The following is a 19,778-nucleotide window of genomic DNA, read 5'->3' as shown; positions in this document are numbered from 1 at the left end:
CGATCGGTGGTTCAGGTGTTCAGGCGGCGCAGCAGGAAAGTTTGGAGACATCCGTCTTGAAGGACTGGGCAACGATCTTGATGCCCTCGGCCATGGTCAGGTACGGGCTCCAGAGGTTCGCGACCTGATCGACGGTCATCCCGGCCTGCAGGATGTACACGCCTGTTGCAGCGAGGTCGCCGGCTTCCTTCGCGACGGCGGTGATACCGACGATCCTGCCGGTGTCGGCGTCTGCGACCATCTTGATGAATCCGCGGGTGTCCCGGTTCACCACGGCGCGGGGTATGTATTCCAGCGGTACAACCCGGCATTCGCACCTGATCCCGGCGTCTCTTGCCTGCTTGTCGGTCATGCCGACAACCGCGAGGTTAGGGCTGGTGAACGTGACGCGGGGCAGGTGGCTGTAGTCCACGGCGCGGCCGGCGTCGCTGAAGGCGTTGTCGACCATCAGGGTGCCGTGGGATGCGGCGACGTACACGTATTCGGGGTGCCCGGTCACGTCCCCCGCAGCCCAAACGCGTGGGTTAGAGCTCACCAGGGTGTCCTCGACGACGACTTCCCCCTTGTCCCCGGTCTTCACGCTCACCCCGGCCAGGTTTAGCCCGTCGGTGACCGGGCGCCGACCCGTGGCGATGAGGACCTTGGAGGCCCGGAGGGTTTCGCGCCCGCCGGCGATGTCGGCCTGGGCGGCAATGCCGCCGTCCGTGTCCTGGGTGATGGAGGAGACGGTGGAGCGGCGGATGACCCGGATGCCCTCGTTGGCGAAGACGCTCATCAATGCCCTGGATGCTTCGGGTTCCTCACCCGATGCCAGGCGAGAGCGCACCAGCATGGTGACCTTCGAGCCGAGGCGGGCGAAGAGTTGGGCCTGTTCCAGGGCGACGTACCCGCCGCCGATGACCAGCAAGGACTCGGGTACCTCGTCGAGTTCCATGGCCGTGGTCGATGTCAGGTAATCGACCGTGTCCAGACCATTGATCGGTGCGGCCCACGGGGTGGAGCCGGTCGCGACCAGATAGTGGGCGGCCGTGATCGTCTCCCTGGTCCCGTCCTGCGCGGTGACCTCCAGCGCAGGGTCCGCGGCGGTGCCGGTGAATACAGCATTGCCGTGGCGCAGCTCCCACCCGTAGTCCGCGACGAGGTCCACGTACTTATCGGAGCGCACGTTCTCCACCAAGGCGCGCTTTCCCGCGATGAGTGCTTCCATGTCCACGGGTCCCGCGGTGGCGGTGAGGCCGGGGAACCTGCCGGCGTCCTGGGCGGTGTGGCGTGCCTCGGCTGCGGCGAGCAGAGCCTTGGAGGGGATGCATCCGGTGTTCACGCAGGTCCCGCCCACGGTCCCGCGTTCGATCATGACGACCCGTTTGTCGAGGTTCGTTGCCCTGATCGCGGCAGCGAACGCGCCACCACCGGAACCGATGATCGCCAGATCGAAATGCGGTACTGCCTCGTTCATGCGAATCTCCCTACACTGCCATCGGGCACCGGTTCATTGCGTGACGGCAGAAGCTGATGGCTGGTTTTCCAGTGGTTGATCTTCAGTCTGCACCTTCCCCTACGGGGGAAGGTCAAGGGTTCTCTGAACGGACGACGGGCTGGGGGCCCTCGAGGTGGTCGAGGCCGGTCCAGGCGATGTCTTCAAGCGGCCCGTAGGCGGGCGAGGTCGTTCCGGCGCGGCAGGCGTACTCCCACTCGGCCTCGGTGGGCAATCGGTACCCGTCAGCGCTCGTGTTCCAGGTAACGGAGCGTCCGTCCCCAGCACGCGTGTAGGCCGGCTGCAGCTCTTCGGCATTGGATAGCTCGTTGCAGAGGTTGATGGTCTCGAACCATGTCAGAGGCGTGAGCGGGCGTCCGGTGCTCCGGTCATGGAGGGGGTGCACTGCCATCTCGAAGGGCTCCAGTTCCACATCCCGTGTGGTCCCGCGGCGGGCGTCGCGCAGGGTGATTTTTCCCGAAGACAGGGTGGCCATGGAGGGCTGGTTCATGGTGTCAGCGTCGCACACGGGCTGACTGGAGAACTATGACCCCTAGTCGATCAAGGTTCAAATGTCAATACCTAAGTGACTCATGGTCGCATGAAACATATTTGCGCGTTTGTGAAATCTTCGCTGCATCTCGACATCCACGCACCATCGCCCGGGAGCGCACCCCGGCCGCCCGCACCTTCGCCCTGCAGTAGACTCCTGAACACTGTTCAGCCCGTCGGGCACTCGCCATGCGCCCCGCGCCTCGGCAGCGCCCCCTCGCACTCGCTTCCGCACCAGGAGTCCCTCCATGAGCACTTCCGTGCCCTCGTCCCACGACGGCCACGTCCGCCCCGCGGCCACCACGACGGCGGACCGCCCCGCCGACGCCGGCCGCCCCCGTCGCGCTTCCGCCGGCGGCAGCCTCGCGCGCATCGCCGTCATGACCGCGTTGATGGCCGTCCTCGGTCTGGTGCCGCCGATCGCCGTCGCCGGTGTGCCCGCCCCGATCGTGCTGCAGAACATCGCCGTGATCCTGGCCGGTGTGATCCTCGGCCCGTGGCGTGGGGCCGCCTCGATGGCGCTGTTCGCCGGCCTCGTGGCGCTCGGCCTGCCGCTGCTCAGCGGCGGCCGCGGCGGCCTGGGCGTGTTCGCCGGCCCGACGGCCGGCTTCATCCTCGGCTGGATCCCGTCCGCGCTGATCGTCGGCCTGATCTTCTGGGCCCTCACCTCCCGGGCCCGTCCCGGCCTCGGTGCCGGACGGGTCGCGCTCGGGGCGGCCGTCGCCGGGCTGATCGGCGGCGTCGTGATGGTCTACGTCTTCGGCGCGCTCGGCTTCGTCGGGATCGCCGGGATGGAGTTCGGCGCCGCCGTCCTCTCCATGGCCCCGTTCGTGCCCGGTGACCTGCTCAAGCTCGTCGTGGCCGTCATCCTCATCGTCGGCCTGTGGAAGGCCTACCCCCGCGCCTTCCGATGAGCCCGGACCGTTCCGTCACCCTCACGGGCGTCCGCGTCGAGGCCGACGGCCCCGAGGGCGTCGTCGTCCTCCTCGACGGCGTGGACCTCACCCTCACGGCCCCGCGCGTGGCGGTGATCGGGGAGAACGGCTCCGGCAAGTCCACGCTGGCCCGCGCGATCGCCGGCCTGGCCGACGTCGTCGCCGGGGAGGTGACCGTGCACGGGGTGGACGCCGTCCGGGACGTGAAGGCGCTGCGCCGCACCGTCGGCTTCGTGTTCGCGAACCCGGCCGCGCAGATGGTCATGCCCACCGTCCGGGAGGACGTGGAGCTGACCGTGAAGTCGCTCCGGGACGACGCCGGCCGTCGCCTGACCACGGACGACGTCGCCGCGCGCGTGGCCGCGGCGCTCCAGGAGCACCGGCTCACCGCGCTCGCGGACCGGGCGTGCCTGTCCCTGTCCTCGGGGCAGGCGCAGCGGCTGGCGATGTGCTCGGTGATGACCGCCGGGCCGTCCCTGGTGATCGCCGACGAGCCGACCTCCCTGCTGGACGGCCGGCACCGGCGGATCGTGGCCGACCGGCTGCTGGCCGCCGACCCCTCGGCCCCGGACGGGTTCCAGCTGCTGCTGGTGACGCACGACCTCGAGCTGGCCCGTGCGTGCGACGAGGCCGTGTGGATCCACGGCGGCCGTGTGGAGCGGACCGGCCCGGCCGAGGACGTGGTCGAGGCGTACGAGCGCTTCCTGGACCACGCCGTGGCGGCGGAGCTGCGCTGATGCTCTCCCTGTACATCCACGGCGACTCGCCCCTGCACCACGCCCGCGCCGGCCTCAAGACGGGCCTCTTCGCGGTGTGGGTGCTGGCCCTGACCCTGCTGCCGCTGTCCCGGTGGACGGCGGGCGCCGCCGTCGTGGGTGCCGTGACCGCGTATCTCGTGGGCTTCGGGCTGCGGCGCGGTGCGGCGATGATCGCCTCCGACCTGCGCGCTCTGTGGCTGTTCTACGTGGTCCTGTTCGCGGCGCAGTGGATCTTCGCCGACGCGTTCGCCGCCGGACTCATGGTGGCGCGCGTGCTCGGGCTCGTGCTCACCGCGCAGGTGTTGACGCGCACCACCCGGATCGCGGACATGACCGGGGTGGCCGAGGCGGTGCTGCGGCCGGTCGAGCGGATCCCGTGGGCGGGGCCACGCCTGGCGCGGGCGGGGTTCCGCGCCGACCGCGTGGGCCTGGCGATGGGCCTGGTGCTCTCCTCGATCGGCCACCTGCGCGCGCTGGCCGAGCAGATCCGGCATGCGCAGGCCGCCCGCGGGGTGCGGATGGCGCCGTGGGCCTGGGTGCTGCCGCTGCTGGTGCTCAGCTTCAAGCACGCCGACGACGTCGGGGACGCCCTGGCCGCCCGCGGCATCGACTAGAGCCGCCCGCCCTCCCGGACCGCGTGGGGTGGCGGGCCGGTTCAGAGGGGGTTGTCCAGGGGCAGACGGTCGCGGTCGTAGGTGATCTCGGTGAAGCCGTGGGGCACGGGCTTGCCGTCCTCGCCCAGGGACACGAACACGATCTTGTCGATGGTCAGGATCATCTCGCCGGTCACGATGTTCCGCACCTTCGCCCGCATGGTCAGGGACGTGCGCCCGAACTCGGTGGCGCGCAGGCCCATCTCGATCATGTCGCCCTGCTTCGCCGAGGCCAGGAAGTTGATCTCCGAGATCAGCTTCGTCACGCACCGCGGGTTGCCCAGCTGCAGGGTCGCGTAGATGGCCGCCTCCTCGTCGACCCAGCGCAGCAGCGAGCCGCCGAAGAGGGTGTTGTTCGCGTTGAGGTCCTCCGGCTTGACCCACTTGCGGGTGCGGAAGTTGACGTCGTCGTGGGCGGCGCGGTCGGCCGAACGGGTGAAGAGCGTGGAGTCCATGGCTCCACGGTAGAGCGACGCCGACGCCGGCACGAGGGAGGGCACCCGACGCGGAGACGTGCTCGACCAGGCCGTAGGGTCGCCGAAAGGGATCCGCAACGGAGCACACAGGAGGGACCCGACCGATGACCATCCGCCCCCACCCCGACCCCGCCACACCCGACGCCACCTGGCGCGATGTGCCGGTGGTCGGCTTCACGGTCGCCGCCGGCATCGCCGTCCTGTTCTGCCTGGTCTGGCTGCTCCGGGACGGGCTCACCACCGATTACACGTGGGGGCTCCTGCTGGCTCCGGTGCTCATGGGTGTGGCCGGGGTGGCGGTGATGGTCCTCTGGGAGCGGCTCCTCGCCCGCGTCCCGCGGCTGGCCGCCACGCTGGTCGCCGCCGTCGCCCTCCCGGCCTTCGTGCTGGTGCTCGCCTGGTGGCTCGTCGAGGTGAACGCGCGGACGCACCTGTTCACCGGGAGCACGTTCTGGCTGCTCGCCGTCGCCCCGGTCTGCGCGGCCCTCGCCTGGCTCGCGCACCGGCTGCTCCCGGCGGCCCGCCGTCCCGTGGAAGAGCCCCCCGCCGCCCTCGACGACGACGCCTGGGCCCGCCGCCTCGCCGGCGTCCTGCGGCTGCGCAAGGACCTGCCCGACGCGCGGGTGGCCGAGATCGTCCGTGACGCGCGGGCACGCGGGGCCGCAGCCGGGCGCCCGCTGGCCGAGGAGCTCGGCTCCCCGGAGGCGTACGCCGCGGGCTTCCAGAAGGACCGGGTCGTCGCGCCCCGCCGGCAGGCCTGGGCGGTCACCGCGCTCGTGGTGCTCATCCTGGCCACCCGTCTCCCGGGCGTGGTGGCCGGGGAGCGGCCCAGCGCGTGGGACGTCGCGTACCTGCTGCTCGCCGTCGTCGTGCTGGTGTGGGAGTGGCGCGACTACCGGGCCGCCGTGCGTCGCGCCCGCGGCTGAGGGTCTCAGGCCCCCGCGGCGGCCAGCACCCGCGCCACGTCGCGGCGGTGCACCTGGTGGATCAGCTCGATCAGCCCGCACCCGAGTGCGGCGATCACCAGCGCGGCCACGAGCACGTCCGTGGGCGGGACCTCCATCTGGTGGTACCAGCGGGAGGCCGGCACCAGCACGACGGCGGCCAGCGTCGCGTACATCGCCAGGATGAGGACCACCACGCGCGCGCTCAGCGGCCTGGACATCACACTGAGCACCCACAGGCCCAACAGGGTCAGGGTGATCATGAACGCGGCCTGCTGCCGGGCCGGGTCGACGTCGCCGGCGGTGAGGCGCACGTACGAATGCAACGCCACCATGGACAGCAGGATCACCGCGCCGCAGGGGATCGCGAACCGCAGCGCCCGCCCCAGGAACCCGGGCACGTAGCGGCGCGGGTTCGGCAGCAGGGCGAGGAAGAACGTGGGCGCGCCGATCATGATGAAGTCCACGGTGGAGGCCTGCCGCGGCAGCAGCGGGAACTGCCACGCGAACAGGGAGAACACCACGCCGAACAGCAGCGCGTACGTCGTCTTCGTCAGGTAGATGTGGGCGAGCCGCTCCATGTTCGCGATCACCTGGCGGCCCTCGCCGAGCACGCGCGGCAGGCGGTCGAAGCGCCCGTCCAGCAGCACCATCCGGGACACCGCCTTGGTGGCCGGGGCGGCGTTGCCCATGGCGATGCCCAGGTCCGCGGTCTTCAGGGCCAGGGCGTCGTTCACGCCGTCGCCGGTCATGGCCACCACGTGCCCGCGCGACTGCAGCGCCTGGACCATCGCCTTCTTCTGGTCCGGGCTGACGCGGCCGAACACGTCGTGCTCGGCCATCACGTCGGCGAGCTCCCCGGGCTCGTCCGGCAGGGTGCGCCCGTCGTAGGCCTGGCCCGTCACCTCGAGGCCCACCTCGCGGGCCACGGCGGCCACGGTGCGCGGGCTGTCCCCGGAGATCACCACGGTCCGCACGCCCTGCGCGTGGAAGTAGCCGAGGGTCTCGGCGGCGTCCGGGCGCACGTTCTCGCGGAACGTCACGACGGCGACCGGGACGCCTCCGGCGGGCAGCGCATCCCCGATGAGGGGCTCGTCCGTGCGGGCCAGCAGCAGCACGCGGCGGCCGGCGTCCGCGTCGGCGTGGACCTGGGCGCGGACGGCCTCGGCGGCGTCGTGCCCGAGGAGCCGCTCGTCCACGAGGGCCTCGGGCGCGCCCAGCAGCCACGTGCCGGCCGACGCCCCGGCCTCGGGGCCGAAGGTGACCGCCGACCACCGGCGCGCGGAGGAGAACGCCACCTGGGCCGTGGGGTCCGCGGCCGGGACGGCCGTGAAGGGCTCGCGCAGGGCCGCCGCGGTGGGGTTCACGTCCGGGTCCGCGCCGAACCAGGCGAGCACGGCCCGAGCCCCGTCGCCGACCTCGGCCGGGGCGCCGTCGTCGTGGGTGTCCGGGGACGCGTCCGCCGAGGCGGGCGCGGCGAGCCGGTCGAACCGGACGCCGCCCTCGGTGAGGGTGCCGGTCTTGTCCAGGCAGACGGTGTCCACGCGGGCCAGGACCTCCACGGCGGGCTGCTCCTGGATGAGGACCTCCTGCTGGGCCAGCTTGAGCGCGGACACGGCGAACGCGATGGTCGTCATGAGCGCCAGGCCCTGCGGGATCATGCTGGTCACCGCCGCCACGGACGCGATCAGTGCGGGCTCCAGGGCGGCCTCGCGCGGCTGGGACAGGGCGTGGGACCAGCCGCCGACCGCCGTCATCTGCCCGTGCACGATCACCGCGATGATCGGCACCAGGGCGATCGTCAGCCAGCGGGCCACCGTCTCCAGGGCGCCGCGCAGCTCCGAGCGGATGGCGGAGTAGCGGCGGGCCTCGGCGCTGAGCCGGGCGGCGTGCGAGGCCGAGCCCACCGCCGTCGCGCGCACCAGGCCCGCGCCGGCCACGACGGCCGAGCCCGAGAGCACGGCGTCCCCGGGGGTCTTGGGCACGGGGTCGTTCTCCCCGGTGAGCAGCGCCTCGTCCATGTCCAGGCCGTCCGAGACGAGGACCTCGCCGTCCACGGGCACCTGGTCGCCGCGGCGCAGCACCACGACGTCGTCCCGCACGATCCGCGCCATCGGCAGGGGCACGCGCGCCCCGTCCCGGATGACGAGGACGTCGTCCTGGTGCAGCAGCGCGATCCGGTCCAGCTTCCGCTTGGCCGAGTACTCCTGGACCACCCCGATCACCACGTTGGCCACGGCCGCCAGCGAGAACAGCAGGTCCAGCCAGCGGCCCATCAGGATCACGACGACGGCACACAGCGCGATCGCCAGGTTGAACAGCGTGAACACGTGCACACGCAGGATCTGCCCCAGCGAGCGGGACGTGTCCCGGGACTGGACGTTGACCAGGCCCGCGGCCTCCCGCTCGGCGACCTCGGCGGCGGTGAGCCCGGTGATCCCCGCCGCGCCGGTGAACCCCAGGCCCGTCCCGCTCTCGGGGGCGGACGGGTGCGCGGACGCAGGGGAGGGGGAGGCCATGGCACAGAATCTACCCAGCCAGTGCGGGGCCGGGCATCCGACGAGGGGATGAACCCGGGTGCGACCGCAGGCGGGACTGCGGGTGGGGCGGGCTCACTCGCCGGTCTGGCCGTCGATCCCCTCGCGCAGCAGGTCGGCGTGGCCGGCGTGGCGGCCGTACTCCTCGATCATGTGGGTGAGGATCCACCGCAGCGAGACCGGGTCCCGCCCCTCCCGGATCCGGTGGATGCGGGCCAGGGCCGCGGCGCCGTCGTCGCCGTCCGCCGCGAGCAGGTCCACCACGATCTGCCGGGACCGCTCCACCTGGCCCTGCCAGAGGGCGCGCAGGTCCGCCGCGGAGTCCTGCGCCGCGCTGTGCCAGTCCCAGTCGGGGTCGGCGTCGAAGTCCGCTCCCACCCAGGGCGCCGAGGTGGGCTCGCCGAGGGCGACGGCCTCGAACCACCAGAACTCGACGAACGCGAGGTGCTTGAGCAGGCCGCCGAGCGTCATCGCGGACGGGTGGCCCGGCAGCCGGCGGTGCAGCGCGGCCGTGTCCAGGTCCGCCGTCTTCCACTCGATCGTGGCGCGCAGGAAGTCGAGGAAGCCCAGCAGGGTGGCGGCCTCGCCCGCGGCGAAGGGCGGCTCGGGGCGGCCCTGGTCGTCGTAGAACACGGTGGTCATGGCGGCCAGGCTACGCCCCACCCGCGTTGTCGTTCGGGAAACGGCGCGTCCGGGGGCGGGTGAGCTGGCGGGAGGGAGCGGGGGCGGAGGCGGGGGCGGGGTGCGGGCCCGCGGACCTGGAACGCGTGTGGTCGGTCTGAGCCTGAAAAGTGCGCCCATACCGACCGCACGCGTTCCCGGAAGGGGGTGGGCCGGCGTCGTCGGCACCCAGGAGGGCCCGGAGGAGCTCTTCGGGGCGCCCGAGGACTGGGCTGTGCAGGCGTACGCGGACGGCGGCTGCGCTGGGAGGCGATCCGGCGCCAGATGCTGCCCAAGGTCCCGGCCTTCGTGGCGGTCTACGAGGCGCTCATGCGTCTGAGCGCGGTGATGGTGCCGCTCAACCCGCTGTTCACGGCCCGTGAGCTGGAGTACTTCCTCGAGGACTCTGGGGCGCGCATGCTCTGGGCCATGCCCGGGCTGCCGGCCGTGGACGAGGTGGCCGGGAACGTCGACGTCGAGGTGGTCACCCTGGACCTCGAAGCGGTCGGGCGGGAGTGCGCCGCCGAGGGCATCGCCCCGGTCACGCAAATCACCCCGCGGGACCCCGACGACGACGCCGTCCTGCTCTACACCTCGGGCACCACGGGGCGGCCCAAGGGTGCCCGGCTGACGCACACGAACCTGCGTTCCAACGCCATGGCGACGGCGACCGGCCTGGGCCGGCTCGGCCCGGACGACGTCGTGTTCGCGGCGCTGCCGATGTTCCACGTGTTCGGGCTCTCGGTGGTGCTCAACGGGGCGGTGTTCGCCGGGTCCACCCTGTCCCTGATGCCGCGGTTCGTGCCGGCGGACTTCTCGAGGCTGCGCATGCCCCTCTCCGGCGGTGCGAGCCTGCCGGTGGAGACGCTGCGCGCGGCGGAGAAGCTGTTCGGCGTGCCCGTGTTGGAGGGCTACGGGCTGTCCGAGAACGCGGGTGCGTGCTTCTTCAACCCCGTGGACGTGCCGACCCGCCCGGGCACCGTGGGCCGGCCGGTGGACGGCTTCGAGTTCCGGATCGTGGCGATGGACGGCACCGAGGTGCCGGAGGAGGACCGCGAGACCTCCGGTGAGCTGCGCATCCGGGGTGAGGGCATCATGGCCGGCTACTGGGGCCGCCCGGAGGACACGGAGGCGGCGTTCGACGAGGACGGCTGGTTCCGCACCGGGGACATCGCCCGCCGGGACGAGGCCGGGTACGTGATGATCGTGGACCGGCTCAAGGACGTGATCATCCGCGGCGGCATGAACGTGTACCCCCGCGAGGTGGAGGAGGTCCTCTACGAGCACCCGGACGTGGTCGAGGCGGCTGTGGTGGGTATGCCGGACGAGCGGCTGGGCGAGGAGATCGCCGCCTTCGTCTCGCTGGCCCCGGGCAGCGCCGTCACGGGGGAGCAGCTCCAGGCGTTCGCGGCCGAGCGGCTGGCCCGCTACAAGCAGCCGCGGGAGGTGACCGTCCTGGACGGGTTGCCGAAGAACGCCACGGGCAAGATCCTGCGCCGCGAGCTGCGTCAGGGGTGAGGGGCGTGCCGGGCGGTCTGGGCGCGGGTGGTCTGGTCTGAGTGAGAGGAACGACGGACAGATGGCCTCTCGCTACGCTCCCGGTATGACTCAGCCGCTCGTCCACCCGCCCAAGGCCCAGCCGGGCGACAGGATCGCCGTCGTCTCGCCGTCGTTCGCGGCTCCCGGCTTCGCGCCCGCGGTGCACGAGCAGGCGATGCGCCGCCTGGCCGAGGTGACCGGACTGGTGCCGGTCGAGTACCCCACCACCCGGCAGCTCGGGGCGAGCGCCGAGGACCGGGCGCGGGACCTGAACGCGGCGTTCGCGGACCCCCAGATCCGTGCGGTGATCGCCACGGTGGGCGGGGAGGACCAGATCACCGTGATCGGTCACCTGGACGCGGACGCCGTGCGCGCGGACCCCAAGCCGTTCCTCGGTCACAGCGACAACACCAACCTGCACCAGTGGCTGTGGGCGAACGGCGTGGCGAGCTTCTACGGAGGCTCCACCCAGGTGCACCTGGGGCCGGGACCGGCTGTGGATGAGGTGCACGCCGCGTCCCTGCGGGCCGCCCTGCTGACGGGAGGGCGGCTGGAGATCACGGAGCCGGGGGAGTCGGAGGACCACGGCGTCGACTGGCTGGACCCGCGGGCGCTCAGCGAGTTCGGGACGCGCGAGCCGGTGCCAGGCCCGCACGACGACGGCGCGCGCGGCGTCGGCGGCGCCTCACCCTGGCGCTGGGCCGGGCCGCGGCGCGCGGTGACCGGCCGGACATGGGGCGGCTGCCTCGAGGTGCTGCTGTGGGTCGGGGAGGTGCGTCGGATGCTGCGCATCCTGGGGGAGCGCGCTGTGCACGCCGTGCTGGCGGCCCGGCCGCCGACGAGCTCCTTCGAGGTGCCGCGCGGCGCGGTCGAGCGCGCGCGGCGGCGCAGGCCACTGGGCAGTACTCATCGGTCGTCTTTGGGAACTCCTCCACGTGCCCGGGTGGGGTGTCAGAATCAGCACCGTGAGCACTAACGACGAAGCGGTCGCAGGGCGTCTTCTTAGGCTGCCCGCGGGAGCATATGAGCAGGTAGAAACCCTGCACGTGCGGCAGCAGCTGGCCGCCGCGCAGAATCTCGAGCCGGGGTTTGAACCACTCAGTGACACTGCTTTGCCCCATCAACTTGCCGTTCATGTCGGCGGTCTGCTTCGGCATGCGCTGACGCAGGCGAAAACGCCGGAGAAGCAGGTCGAGCTGGTACAACGCGTCATCGCAGCCTTGGGGGCGGACTATGCGCCTGATCTTCCGGTCTCAGAGCCCGGACGACCGGGACGACTGCGGACGCTCCAGGAGATCCGACCTGCCGCATCGCCCGTCAAGGAGCGACTGGCCCGGCCGGCGACGCCTCTCTCCGAGGTTGCCTTGCTGACGAACGCGGTGGGGGAACCCAGCATCGGCGCTGAGATTCGCGACGAACTAGCCTCGGCCGACCGCGTCGATCTGTTGTGCGCGTTCGTGAAATGGCACGGGCTGCGCACTTTAGAGAAACAGTTGGCCTCTTTGGCTGAGCGCCAGGTGCCGTTCCGCGTCATCACGACGACCTACGTGGGGGCGACCGAACGGGCAGCACTGGATCGCATCGTGGGTGAGTTCGGCGGCGAGGTGCGCGTGAACTATACGACCGCCTCGACGCGCCTCCATGCAAAGGCATGGCTGTTCCACCGCGAGAGTGGCTGGAGCACGGCTTACGTTGGATCATCCAACCTATCCAAGGCCGCGATGCTGGACGGTTTGGAGTGGAATGTCCGGTTGTCCTCCATCGCGACTCCATCACTAGTCAGGAAGTTCCAGGCCACGTTCGACACGTACTGGGCCGACCCGGCGTTTGAGCCCTACGACCCGGAGCGGGACGCCGAGCGCCTCGACCGCGAACTGCGACAGGGATCATTCACAGACCGCGGGGACCGCATCGACCTCAGCGGTCTGGACGTACACCCGTATCCGCACCAGGCGAGGATGCTTGATGACCTCAACGCTGAGCGCGCGCGTGGTCATCACCGCAACCTGCTCGTCGCGGCCACCGGCACGGGCAAGACGGTGATAGCTGGCCTTGACTACCGGGACATGGCACTGCGTGCCGGTTCGCCCCCAACTCTTCTCTTTGTGGCGCACCGGGAAGAGATTTTGCGCCAGGCCCGGAAGACCTACCGCGCCATTTTGAACGACGGCACCTTCGGGGAGCTGTTCGTCGGGGGAGAGCATCCGTCGCAGTGGAAGCACGTGTTTGCGTCCGTTCAGTCCTTGGCTCGGCTAGGTGTCGCCACGTTGTCTCCGGACCTGTTCGATGTCGTCGTCATCGACGAGTTTCATCACGCCTCTGCGAGCTCCTACGAGGCACTCCTCCGCCATCTCAGGCCACGCGAGGTCCTCGGTCTGACGGCGACACCGGAACGCGCCGATGGGGTCAACGTCAAGGACCTGTTTGAAGGACGCATTGCCTCCGAAATGCGCCTCTGGGACGCGCTTGAGGCGGACATTCTTGTGCCCTTCCACTACTTCGCCGTGAACGACGACGTCGACCTTCGAGGAATCGAATGGCGTAATGGCCAGTACGACGTGGGTGCACTGGGTCGGATCTACACCGGCGACGAGGCCCGTGCTCGGAAGATTCTGGCGGCGCTCAGCGACAAGGTATCTGACCTCGATGCCATGAAGGCCCTGGGGTTCTGTGCCACGGTGGACCATGCTCACTTTATGGCCGAGGTGTTCAACCGCGCGAAGGTCCCGGCGGCCGTGGTGGTGGGGGACACCGGGTCAGAAGAACGAGCCGCTGCCTTCAGAGACCTCCGTGCTGGGACCCTGAAGGTGCTCTTCGGCGTCGATGTGTTCAATGAGGGGCTCGACATCCCTGAGGTCAACACGGTCCTTTTTCTTCGACCGACGCAGAGTGCCACGATCTTCCTCCAGCAGCTCGGACGAGGGCTCCGCCGCTCTCCCACCAAGAGCGTGCTGACAGCGCTAGATTTTGTGGGCCATCAGCGCAAAGAATTCCGTTTCGACCTCAAACTGCGCGCGCTGACGGGCAGTGGTCGGCGCCAGTTGATCGACGACGTTGAGGCAGGATTCCCCTACCTCCCGCCGGGATCGCAGATCGTGTTGGACCGGGTGGCGGAGGAAAACATCCTGGCCAATCTCAAGAATCAGGTGGGTTTGAAACTGTCGGACCTAGTCAGGGATGTGCGGGACCACGCCACTGCGGCGCGCGTCGGACTTGCCGACTATGCGCTGGCGCGGTACCTCGAGGAGGCCGGCCGTGGGCTGGAGGACGTGTACCGGCCAGGAAAATCGGGACGGAGCTGGAGTACCGTCAAAGACCTCGCGATGGGTAACCACCTCGGGGTCATCATGACTCCCGACGACCGTGGGATGACCCTCCGTGCTATCACGCTGCGCCACGTGGACGATGCCGAGCGGGCCGATGCGTACCGCCGGTTGCTCACAAATAATACACGCTATGAAGAGCTGACTCCGCAGGATCAGCAGTACGCGCGCATGCTGTATTTCACCCTCTTGCATGGGGCGGGGCCAGCCCCATTTTCCGATTTCGACGAAGCTTTCGACTGGGTTCGGGGGTTGCCCGCATTCGTGGAGGAGGTCGACCAGTTGCTCGACGTCGTCGTGTCGAGCGCCCGGACCGCTCCCGAGCACCTGCGGTTGGGGAAGCCGACGGCCCTCCGTAGCCATGCACACTATCGACGGACGGAGATTCTGGCCGGCCTGGACATCTCATCGTGGGAGCGCACGCAGTCGAGTCACCGGGAAGGCGTGGCCTTCTCCCCGGACTACAACACCGATGCTCTCCTCGTGACCCTTAAAAAGGATGCTCGGCAGTTCTCACCCAGCACGATGTACCGCGACTTTGCCGTCAGCCGGTCCGCATTCCACTGGGAGAGTCAGAACGTCACGACCGCTCGCTCCCCCACGGGCCAGCGCTACCTCAGCAAGGAGCACGGCGAGTCGCACACCCTAATGTTTGTTCGAGGGTCGGGTAGGGATGCGATTGGAGAGGGTGCTGCCTATCTGTGTCTGGGAACGGTGCAGTTCGCGGATTGGTCGGGCACAGAACGGCCGATGCAGATCACTTGGGCACTGGATCGCGAGATGCCTACCTCGGCGTACCAGGAAGCGAGGGCCGCTAGCTAGGGAGGGAGTGGGCGTCGAGTGTGACGGTCGTCGTGCGCGATAGGCGCGGGCGCGAGTTTTCCGGAGGTGTCCGGATCCCGAACGGAAACGGCCCGGGAGTCGCCCGGATCTCAAACGGAGGCGTTCGAGATCCGGGCCCACCGTCACCGCTTCCGGTACAGCCCCTTCTTCTGGAACTTCGGCTCGCTCGTCACGAGCATCCCCAGGGACCGGAAGATGCCCTCGTCCACGGAGCCGAGGATCGTCGTCGTGTGCACGTCGCAGCCCTCGAGGCTCGCCAGCTGCTCGACGGCCGCCTTCGCGTTCTCGTCGGTCGCCGCGGACACGGACAGCGCGATCAGCACCTCGTCCGTGTGCAGCCGCGGGTTCTTGGAGCCCAGGTGCACGGTCTTGAGCGTCTGGATCGGCTCGATCGAGGCGGGGGAGAGCAGGTGCACGTCGTCCTCGATGCCGGCCAGCACCTTGAGGGCGTTGAGCAGCACCGCGGCGGAGCAGCCCAGCAGCTCCGAGGTCTTGCCGGTCACCAGGGTCCCATCCGCCAGCTGCACGGCCGCGCCGGGCTCGCCGGTGCGCTCGGCCACCAACTGCGCGGCACCCACCACCGGGCGGTCCTCCGAGCTCAGGCCCAGCTTGGACATCACCAGGGCCACGCGCTCGGACTCGGTGTCGTCCGCGCCCTCCAGGGCCTCGTTGACCTGAGCCTTGTAGTAGCGCCGGATGATCTCCTGCTTCGCGGCCTCCTGGCACACCTCGTCGTCCACGATCGCCGCGCCGGCCATGTTCACGCCCATGTCCGTGGGGGACTTGTACGGGGTGGTGCCCGTGACCTTCTCCAGCAGCGCGGACAGCAGCGGGAACACCTCGACGTCGCGGTTGTAGCTCGTCACCCGCTCGCCGTACTCGGCCAGGTGGAACGGGTCGATCAGGTTGATGTCGTCCAGGTCCACGGTGGCGGCCTCGTAGGCGGCGTTCACCGGGTGCTCGAGCGGCAGGTTCCAGATGGGGAACGTCTCGAACTTCGCGTAGCCGGCCGGGATGCCCCGCTGCCGATCGTTGTACACCTGGCTCAGGCACGTCGCCAGCTTGCCGGAGCCCGGGCCGGGGGCCGTCACGACGACGAGGTCCCGCGTGGTCTCGGACCACTCGTTGGCGCCGAAGCCCTGCTCCGAGACGATCGTGGACATGGCGTGCGGGTAGCCGGGGATCACGCGGTGGCGGGCCACCTTCAGGCCGAGGCGCTCGAGCTTCTCGAGGAACGCCAGCGCACGGTGGTTGGCGTCCTCCAGCTGCGTGACCACCACGTGCTCCACCAGGAACCCGCGCTCCCGGAACACGTCCACGAGGCGCAGGACGTCGTCCTCGTACGTGATGCCCAGGTCCGCGCGGACCTTGTTCCGCTCGAGGTCCTTGGCGTTGAAGCACACCAGGATCTCGGTCTCGTCCTTGATGCGGTCCAGCATCGCGATCTTGTTGTCCGGGGTGAAGCCGGGCAGGACGCGGGAGGCGTGCAGGTCGTCGAAGAGCTTGCCGCCCATCTCGAGGTACAGCTTCCCGCCGATCTGGCGGCGGCGTTCCTGGATGTGCTGGGACTGGAGTTCGATGTACTTCGCGCGGTCGAATCCGACGCGGTGGAGGGGGCCGGAGGCCGCGGCCTCCGTGGTCGTGCTGGCGGGGCGGGCGGTCTCATGCGTGCCGGTCATGGACTCTCAGCATAGACCTGTCCGCGGGGTGCGCGTGCGCGGCCCGGCGTCGAGCCCCCGCATCCCTCAGTTCCTCGGGTCCTCCGGGTCGTCCGCGATCCAGTCGTGTTCGGGGTCGTCGAAGCTGCGCGTGCGCCCGGTGCGCAGGTCGGTGACGTCCATGACGCCGGTGCCGCGGTCCAGGCGCACCTGCTGGTGTGAGGCGGGGTCGACGACGGTGATCGTCTGGGTCTGCGGGTCATAGTCGTCCACCCGCACCTGGTCCTCGTACTCCTGCCGCGGGCCGTAGGACCCGTGCGTGTCGTCGTCGGGGAAGGCGGGGGCGCCGGGGGAGCGAAGCCGGCGTTCGAGGGTGCGCTCCACCCGGCGCGCGGCCGCCTCCTGCGCCTGCGTGGCCAGGCGCCGCAGACGTTCGAGGGACTCCTTGTCCTGGGAGATCTCCGCGCCGAAGAACCGCCACTGGTAGCGGTAGGCGATCATCCGCACCGCGAAGATCAGGAACGCGATGAGGAAGCCCGTGAACGCGTTGAGCGCGCCGTTCATCGCCACCACGGTCGCCAGCACCGCGCCCAGGAACGTGGGGAGCACGTAGACGCCGCGGGGGTCGAAGATGGACGGGACCTCGTTGGCGACGATGTCCCGCAGCACGCCGCCGCCCAGCGCCGTGACCATCGCGATCACCACCGTGGACACCGGGTGCACGCCCATCGAGTGCGCCAGCAGCACGCCGGACACCGTGAACAGGGCGAGCCCGGCGGCGTCGAACAGGGTGATGGTCAGGTTCAGCCGATTCGGGTGGATCACCTTGACGTACACGAGCAGGGACACCAGCACGGGCGGAGCCAGGTAGACCGGGTTCTCCAGGGACGCGGGCAGGCCGCGGTCCAGCAGGATGTCCCGCGTGAAGCCGCCGCCCAGGCCCGCCAGCAGGGACAGCGCCAGCGAGCCCACCAGGTCGAACTGCTTGCGTGCCGCCAGCAGCGCCCCCGACGTGGCGAAGAAGAAGATCCCGATCAGGTCCAGGGTCGTGAGCAGCCACGGGACGTCGGTGAGGGTGGCGAAGAACTGCTGCACGTCCACGGCGGCTCCTTCCGTCGGGTCCGGGGATTCACCGGCCATTGTCCCGGGCGGCCCGCGCGGTGGCTCGTTTGTTCACCCGGGTGTCCCCGGAGGTGTGACGTCTTCGCCTGCCCCGGGCGTCTCCTCGTTCGCCGGGGGGCCGTCCTCGCCGGGGTCGGCGGGCGGCCCGTCCCTGCCCTTGCGGTCGCAGATGTCCGGCACGGGCGGCTCGTCGTGCGGATCCAGGCGCTGGCGCTGGGTCTGCCCCGAGATCTCGGCCCCCGGGGCGAGCCACTCCCTGCGCAGCGACACCACGCGCAGCACGAGCACGAGCACCATCACCGCCGCCGAGGTCAGCGGGCCGAGGAGCTCCGCCTGGCCGAGGGCCGCCGTCGTGCCCGCGCCGAGGATGGCCGGCAGCGCGTACCAGCCGCGCCCGCCGAACACGGCGGGCGGTTCCCCGGCGACGACGTCGCGCAGGATGCCACCGCCGACGGCGGTCACCAGGCCCAGCACCGCGGCGGCGACCGGGCTCAGGCCGGCGAGCAGGGCGATGCGCGTGCCCACCACGCAGTACACGGCCAGGCCGACGGCGTCGAAGGCCATGACGGCGTGGTGGCCGCGCTCGCCGTCGAAGATCCGGAGGAACACCGCCAGCGACGCGACCGCCGGCAGGATCAGGTACCAGGGGTTGTCGAAGGCCGCGGGCACGTCCCGGCCGACCACGAGGTCACGGACGACGCCGCCGCCCGTGCCGACCATGAGGGCCAGCAGCAGGGAGCCGACGATGTCGTAGCCCTTGCGCACGGCGAGGACGGCGCCCGAGATCGCGAAGAAGAACACGCCCACGAGGTCCACGGCGGTGATCGCCGCGGTGATCGCGTCGGCGAGCTCGCCGTGCGCGTCGATCGGCTCGGGCACGTCCCGTTCGAGTTCGGCGGGGTCCTTGGGGGTGGCGGACAGCAGCCAGAGGGGGAGGGGTGGGAAAGCCACCGGCCCATCGTCCCCGGTCAGGGGCCGATGGGCCAGTGCTGGGCGGAGGCCTGCCCCGTCACAGGGCGGAGCCGGCCTCTCCGGGAGGGGCGGGAGCGGCGCCTGGTGGTGCCGCGGGTCAGCGGACGAGCAGCACTCCGGCGCTCCGGGTCAGCGGGCCAGGCCGAAGCGACGCCGGCCGGCGACCAGGGCGCCCGTGCCCGCGGCAGCGACGGCGGCCAGCCACCAGGCCTGGCCGGAGCCGGTCTCCACGGTCTCGGGGACGGTGTGCTCGCCGGCGGGCTCCGAGGGCTCGGAGGCCTCCGGGGCGTCCGTCGAATCCGGGGCGGGGGTCGCCGGGGACTCCGGTGCGGGTGCCTCGGACGCGTCGTCCTCGCCCTGGGCCTCGAGGGCCTCCCACACGCGGGCCTCGTCGAACGGGAGACCCGTGCCCTGGACCCCCAGGTGGGGGTCGGCGGCCCGCGGGTCCCCGATCGAGAACGTCACGACGAGCGTCTTCTCCTCACCCGTGGCCTCGTCGGTGATCGTGAACACGGCCTGGTCGGTGCCGGTGAAGCCCTCGTCCGCCACGTAGACGGTGCTGGCCCAGCTGCCGTTCGCCCCGTCGGGGGTCCAGTTCATGGGGTCGCCGATGCGGGGCAGCTCGACGAGGGTGCCGTGCTTCGGCTGCTCGGCCACGATCATGGTGGCGTCCGCGCCGGGGACGTCGCCGCTGGAGTTGCCCTGCAGGTGGACCAGGCGGGAGCCGGGAGCGGCGAGGTGGGTCTGGTGGTCCACCGTCGGGCGTGCGCCGAAGTCGTATGCCTGCGGACCCTCGGCGTCCAGGAACATGCCGGGCACGTCGTCGCCGAGGTCCCTGTCCTCGCCGAAGATGAGGGTCGCGACGCCCCGCCCGTCCACGTAGAGGGTGAAGACGGCGCCGGTCGTGCCCTCCTCGCCGAGGACCCGACGCTGCTCCAGGACGTCCACGTAGCCGGTCTCGAGCTCGGCGTCGTAGGCGAACTCCACGTCCGTCTCCGGGCCCATCTCACCGGGGACGTACCCGGAGATCTCCTCGAGATCCGTGAAGGACGGGTAGAACGGCGCGACGGTCACGCGGACGTCCTTGACGGCGTGCAGCGTGTAGAAGCGGCCCGTCATGGGCGAGAGCTCCGTGGAGCCGAAGGTGGCCCCGGCGAAGTGCCCGTACTGTGATCCGTCCGTGGTCTCGGCGGGGGCGGCCAGGGCCGGGGCGGCCGCGGTGGCGGCGAGGCCACCCGCCAGGACGGCGGCGGCGAGGGCGGTGGACAGCGGGCGGGTGGTGCGGCGAGCGGACATCAGGTCTCCTCGGGGCGTGCTCTGCGGCGGGTCGTG

The 19,778-nt window shown here is 70.7% G+C and carries 16 protein-coding genes; 7 read left to right on the top strand and 9 right to left on the bottom strand.

Annotated elements, in window-relative coordinates; genetic code table 11:
* Positions 1-19 precede the first annotated feature (19 nt).
* On the bottom strand, positions 20-1,456 hold the full coding sequence (gene merA, locus AC3RKA_RS10010) for a mercury(II) reductase (protein WP_020624860.1): 1,437 nt from the start codon (positions 1,454-1,456) through the stop codon (positions 20-22).
* Between the two features lie 112 nt (positions 1,457-1,568).
* Entirely contained in the window at positions 1,569-1,985 is a 417-nt protein-coding gene (locus tag AC3RKA_RS10005) for an SUMF1/EgtB/PvdO family nonheme iron enzyme (protein WP_227448837.1), read from the bottom strand.
* 289 nt (positions 1,986-2,274) lie between these two features.
* Here AC3RKA_RS10005 and AC3RKA_RS10000 point away from each other — a divergent pair, with 289 nt between their 5' ends.
* From AC3RKA_RS10000 to AC3RKA_RS09990, 3 genes are read left to right on the top strand one after another with little or no spacing between them, the layout of a single operon-like run.
* On the top strand, positions 2,275-2,940 hold the full coding sequence (locus tag AC3RKA_RS10000; RefSeq protein ID WP_489727211.1) for a biotin transporter BioY: 666 nt from the start codon (positions 2,275-2,277) through the stop codon (positions 2,938-2,940).
* Complete coding sequence (locus AC3RKA_RS09995) at positions 2,937-3,698, top strand: energy-coupling factor ABC transporter ATP-binding protein (RefSeq protein ID WP_489727210.1); 762 nt, start codon at positions 2,937-2,939, stop codon at positions 3,696-3,698. The genes AC3RKA_RS10000 and AC3RKA_RS09995 overlap by 4 nt, the downstream gene beginning before the upstream one ends.
* Positions 3,698-4,333 (top strand): energy-coupling factor transporter transmembrane component T family protein, encoded by a 636-nt coding sequence (locus AC3RKA_RS09990; RefSeq protein WP_489727209.1) that lies wholly within the window; start codon positions 3,698-3,700, stop codon positions 4,331-4,333. Before AC3RKA_RS09995 ends, AC3RKA_RS09990 begins: the two co-directional genes overlap by 1 nt.
* A 41-nt stretch (positions 4,334-4,374) precedes the next feature.
* On the opposite strand, the gene AC3RKA_RS09985 is transcribed toward AC3RKA_RS09990, so the two are convergent.
* The gene (locus AC3RKA_RS09985; protein ID WP_049147545.1) at positions 4,375-4,827 is read right to left on the bottom strand and encodes an acyl-CoA thioesterase; all 453 of its coding nucleotides are present in this window, start codon (positions 4,825-4,827) and stop codon (positions 4,375-4,377) included.
* A 125-nt stretch (positions 4,828-4,952) separates the two neighbouring features.
* On the opposite strand from AC3RKA_RS09985, the gene AC3RKA_RS09980 reads away from it, so the two are divergent.
* On the top strand, positions 4,953-5,774 hold the full coding sequence (locus AC3RKA_RS09980) for a hypothetical protein (protein ID WP_098470883.1): 822 nt from the start codon (positions 4,953-4,955) through the stop codon (positions 5,772-5,774).
* A gap of 5 nt (positions 5,775-5,779) precedes the next feature.
* Here the strand turns inward: AC3RKA_RS09980 and AC3RKA_RS09975 are convergent, their stop codons facing one another.
* Positions 5,780-8,311, bottom strand: coding sequence for an HAD-IC family P-type ATPase (locus AC3RKA_RS09975; protein ID WP_489727208.1), 2,532 nt, complete (start codon positions 8,309-8,311; stop codon positions 5,780-5,782).
* A 93-nt stretch (positions 8,312-8,404) separates the two neighbouring features.
* Complete coding sequence (locus tag AC3RKA_RS09970; protein ID WP_049159338.1) at positions 8,405-8,971, bottom strand: DinB family protein; 567 nt, start codon at positions 8,969-8,971, stop codon at positions 8,405-8,407.
* A gap of 303 nt (positions 8,972-9,274) precedes the next feature.
* Here AC3RKA_RS09970 and AC3RKA_RS09965 point away from each other — a divergent pair, with 303 nt between their 5' ends.
* The 3 genes from AC3RKA_RS09965 (at position 9,275) to AC3RKA_RS09955 (ending at position 14,673) form a co-directional block, all read left to right on the top strand.
* Complete coding sequence (locus AC3RKA_RS09965; protein ID WP_100069128.1) at positions 9,275-10,507, top strand: AMP-binding protein; 1,233 nt, start codon at positions 9,275-9,277, stop codon at positions 10,505-10,507.
* A gap of 85 nt (positions 10,508-10,592) precedes the next feature.
* Positions 10,593-11,504, top strand: coding sequence for an LD-carboxypeptidase (locus AC3RKA_RS09960; RefSeq protein WP_050773895.1), 912 nt, complete (start codon positions 10,593-10,595; stop codon positions 11,502-11,504).
* On the top strand, positions 11,494-14,673 hold the full coding sequence (locus tag AC3RKA_RS09955) for a DEAD/DEAH box helicase (protein ID WP_260840822.1): 3,180 nt from the start codon (positions 11,494-11,496) through the stop codon (positions 14,671-14,673). Before AC3RKA_RS09960 ends, AC3RKA_RS09955 begins: the two co-directional genes overlap by 11 nt.
* Before the next feature lie 143 nt (positions 14,674-14,816).
* Here the strand turns inward: AC3RKA_RS09955 and AC3RKA_RS09950 are convergent, their stop codons facing one another.
* From AC3RKA_RS09950 to AC3RKA_RS09935, 4 genes are all read right to left on the bottom strand, one after another.
* Positions 14,817-16,373 carry a DUF1846 domain-containing protein gene (locus tag AC3RKA_RS09950; protein ID WP_002858124.1) on the bottom strand — a complete coding sequence of 519 codons (1,557 nt, stop codon included), beginning with the start codon at positions 16,371-16,373 and terminating at the stop codon, positions 14,817-14,819.
* 66 nt (positions 16,374-16,439) lie between these two features.
* Positions 16,440-17,453, bottom strand: coding sequence for a trimeric intracellular cation channel family protein (locus AC3RKA_RS09945; protein WP_489727207.1), 1,014 nt, complete (start codon positions 17,451-17,453; stop codon positions 16,440-16,442).
* A gap of 72 nt (positions 17,454-17,525) precedes the next feature.
* The gene (locus AC3RKA_RS09940; protein WP_489727206.1) at positions 17,526-18,425 is read right to left on the bottom strand and encodes a trimeric intracellular cation channel family protein; all 900 of its coding nucleotides are present in this window, start codon (positions 18,423-18,425) and stop codon (positions 17,526-17,528) included.
* A gap of 150 nt (positions 18,426-18,575) precedes the next feature.
* Positions 18,576-19,742, bottom strand: coding sequence for a hypothetical protein (locus AC3RKA_RS09935; protein WP_049159347.1), 1,167 nt, complete (start codon positions 19,740-19,742; stop codon positions 18,576-18,578).
* Between the last annotated feature and the right edge of the window lie 36 nt (positions 19,743-19,778).

It is taken from the genome of Micrococcus sp. iso_229, assembly GCF_058072725.1.
This window is presented reverse-complemented; position numbering and strand designations above follow the sequence as displayed.

Coding starts and splice junctions, on each gene's coding strand:
- AC3RKA_RS09995 (WP_489727210.1), top strand. CDS start 2,937: ATGAGCCCGGACCGTTCCGTCACCCTCACGGGCGTCCGCGTCGAGGCC.
- AC3RKA_RS10000 (WP_489727211.1), top strand. CDS start 2,275: ATGAGCACTTCCGTGCCCTCGTCCCACGACGGCCACGTCCGCCCCGCG.
- merA (WP_020624860.1), bottom strand. CDS start 1,456: ATGAACGAGGCAGTACCGCATTTCGATCTGGCGATCATCGGTTCCGGT.
- AC3RKA_RS09985 (WP_049147545.1), bottom strand. CDS start 4,827: ATGGACTCCACGCTCTTCACCCGTTCGGCCGACCGCGCCGCCCACGAC.
- AC3RKA_RS09975 (WP_489727208.1), bottom strand. CDS start 8,311: ATGGCCTCCCCCTCCCCTGCGTCCGCGCACCCGTCCGCCCCCGAGAGC.
- AC3RKA_RS10005 (WP_227448837.1), bottom strand. CDS start 1,985: ATGAACCAGCCCTCCATGGCCACCCTGTCTTCGGGAAAAATCACCCTG.
- AC3RKA_RS09965 (WP_100069128.1), top strand. CDS start 9,275: ATGCTGCCCAAGGTCCCGGCCTTCGTGGCGGTCTACGAGGCGCTCATG.
- AC3RKA_RS09970 (WP_049159338.1), bottom strand. CDS start 8,971: ATGACCACCGTGTTCTACGACGACCAGGGCCGCCCCGAGCCGCCCTTC.
- AC3RKA_RS09980 (WP_098470883.1), top strand. CDS start 4,953: ATGACCATCCGCCCCCACCCCGACCCCGCCACACCCGACGCCACCTGG.
- AC3RKA_RS09990 (WP_489727209.1), top strand. CDS start 3,698: ATGCTCTCCCTGTACATCCACGGCGACTCGCCCCTGCACCACGCCCGC.
- AC3RKA_RS09935 (WP_049159347.1), bottom strand. CDS start 19,742: ATGTCCGCTCGCCGCACCACCCGCCCGCTGTCCACCGCCCTCGCCGCC.
- AC3RKA_RS09950 (WP_002858124.1), bottom strand. CDS start 16,373: ATGACCGGCACGCATGAGACCGCCCGCCCCGCCAGCACGACCACGGAG.
- AC3RKA_RS09960 (WP_050773895.1), top strand. CDS start 10,593: ATGACTCAGCCGCTCGTCCACCCGCCCAAGGCCCAGCCGGGCGACAGG.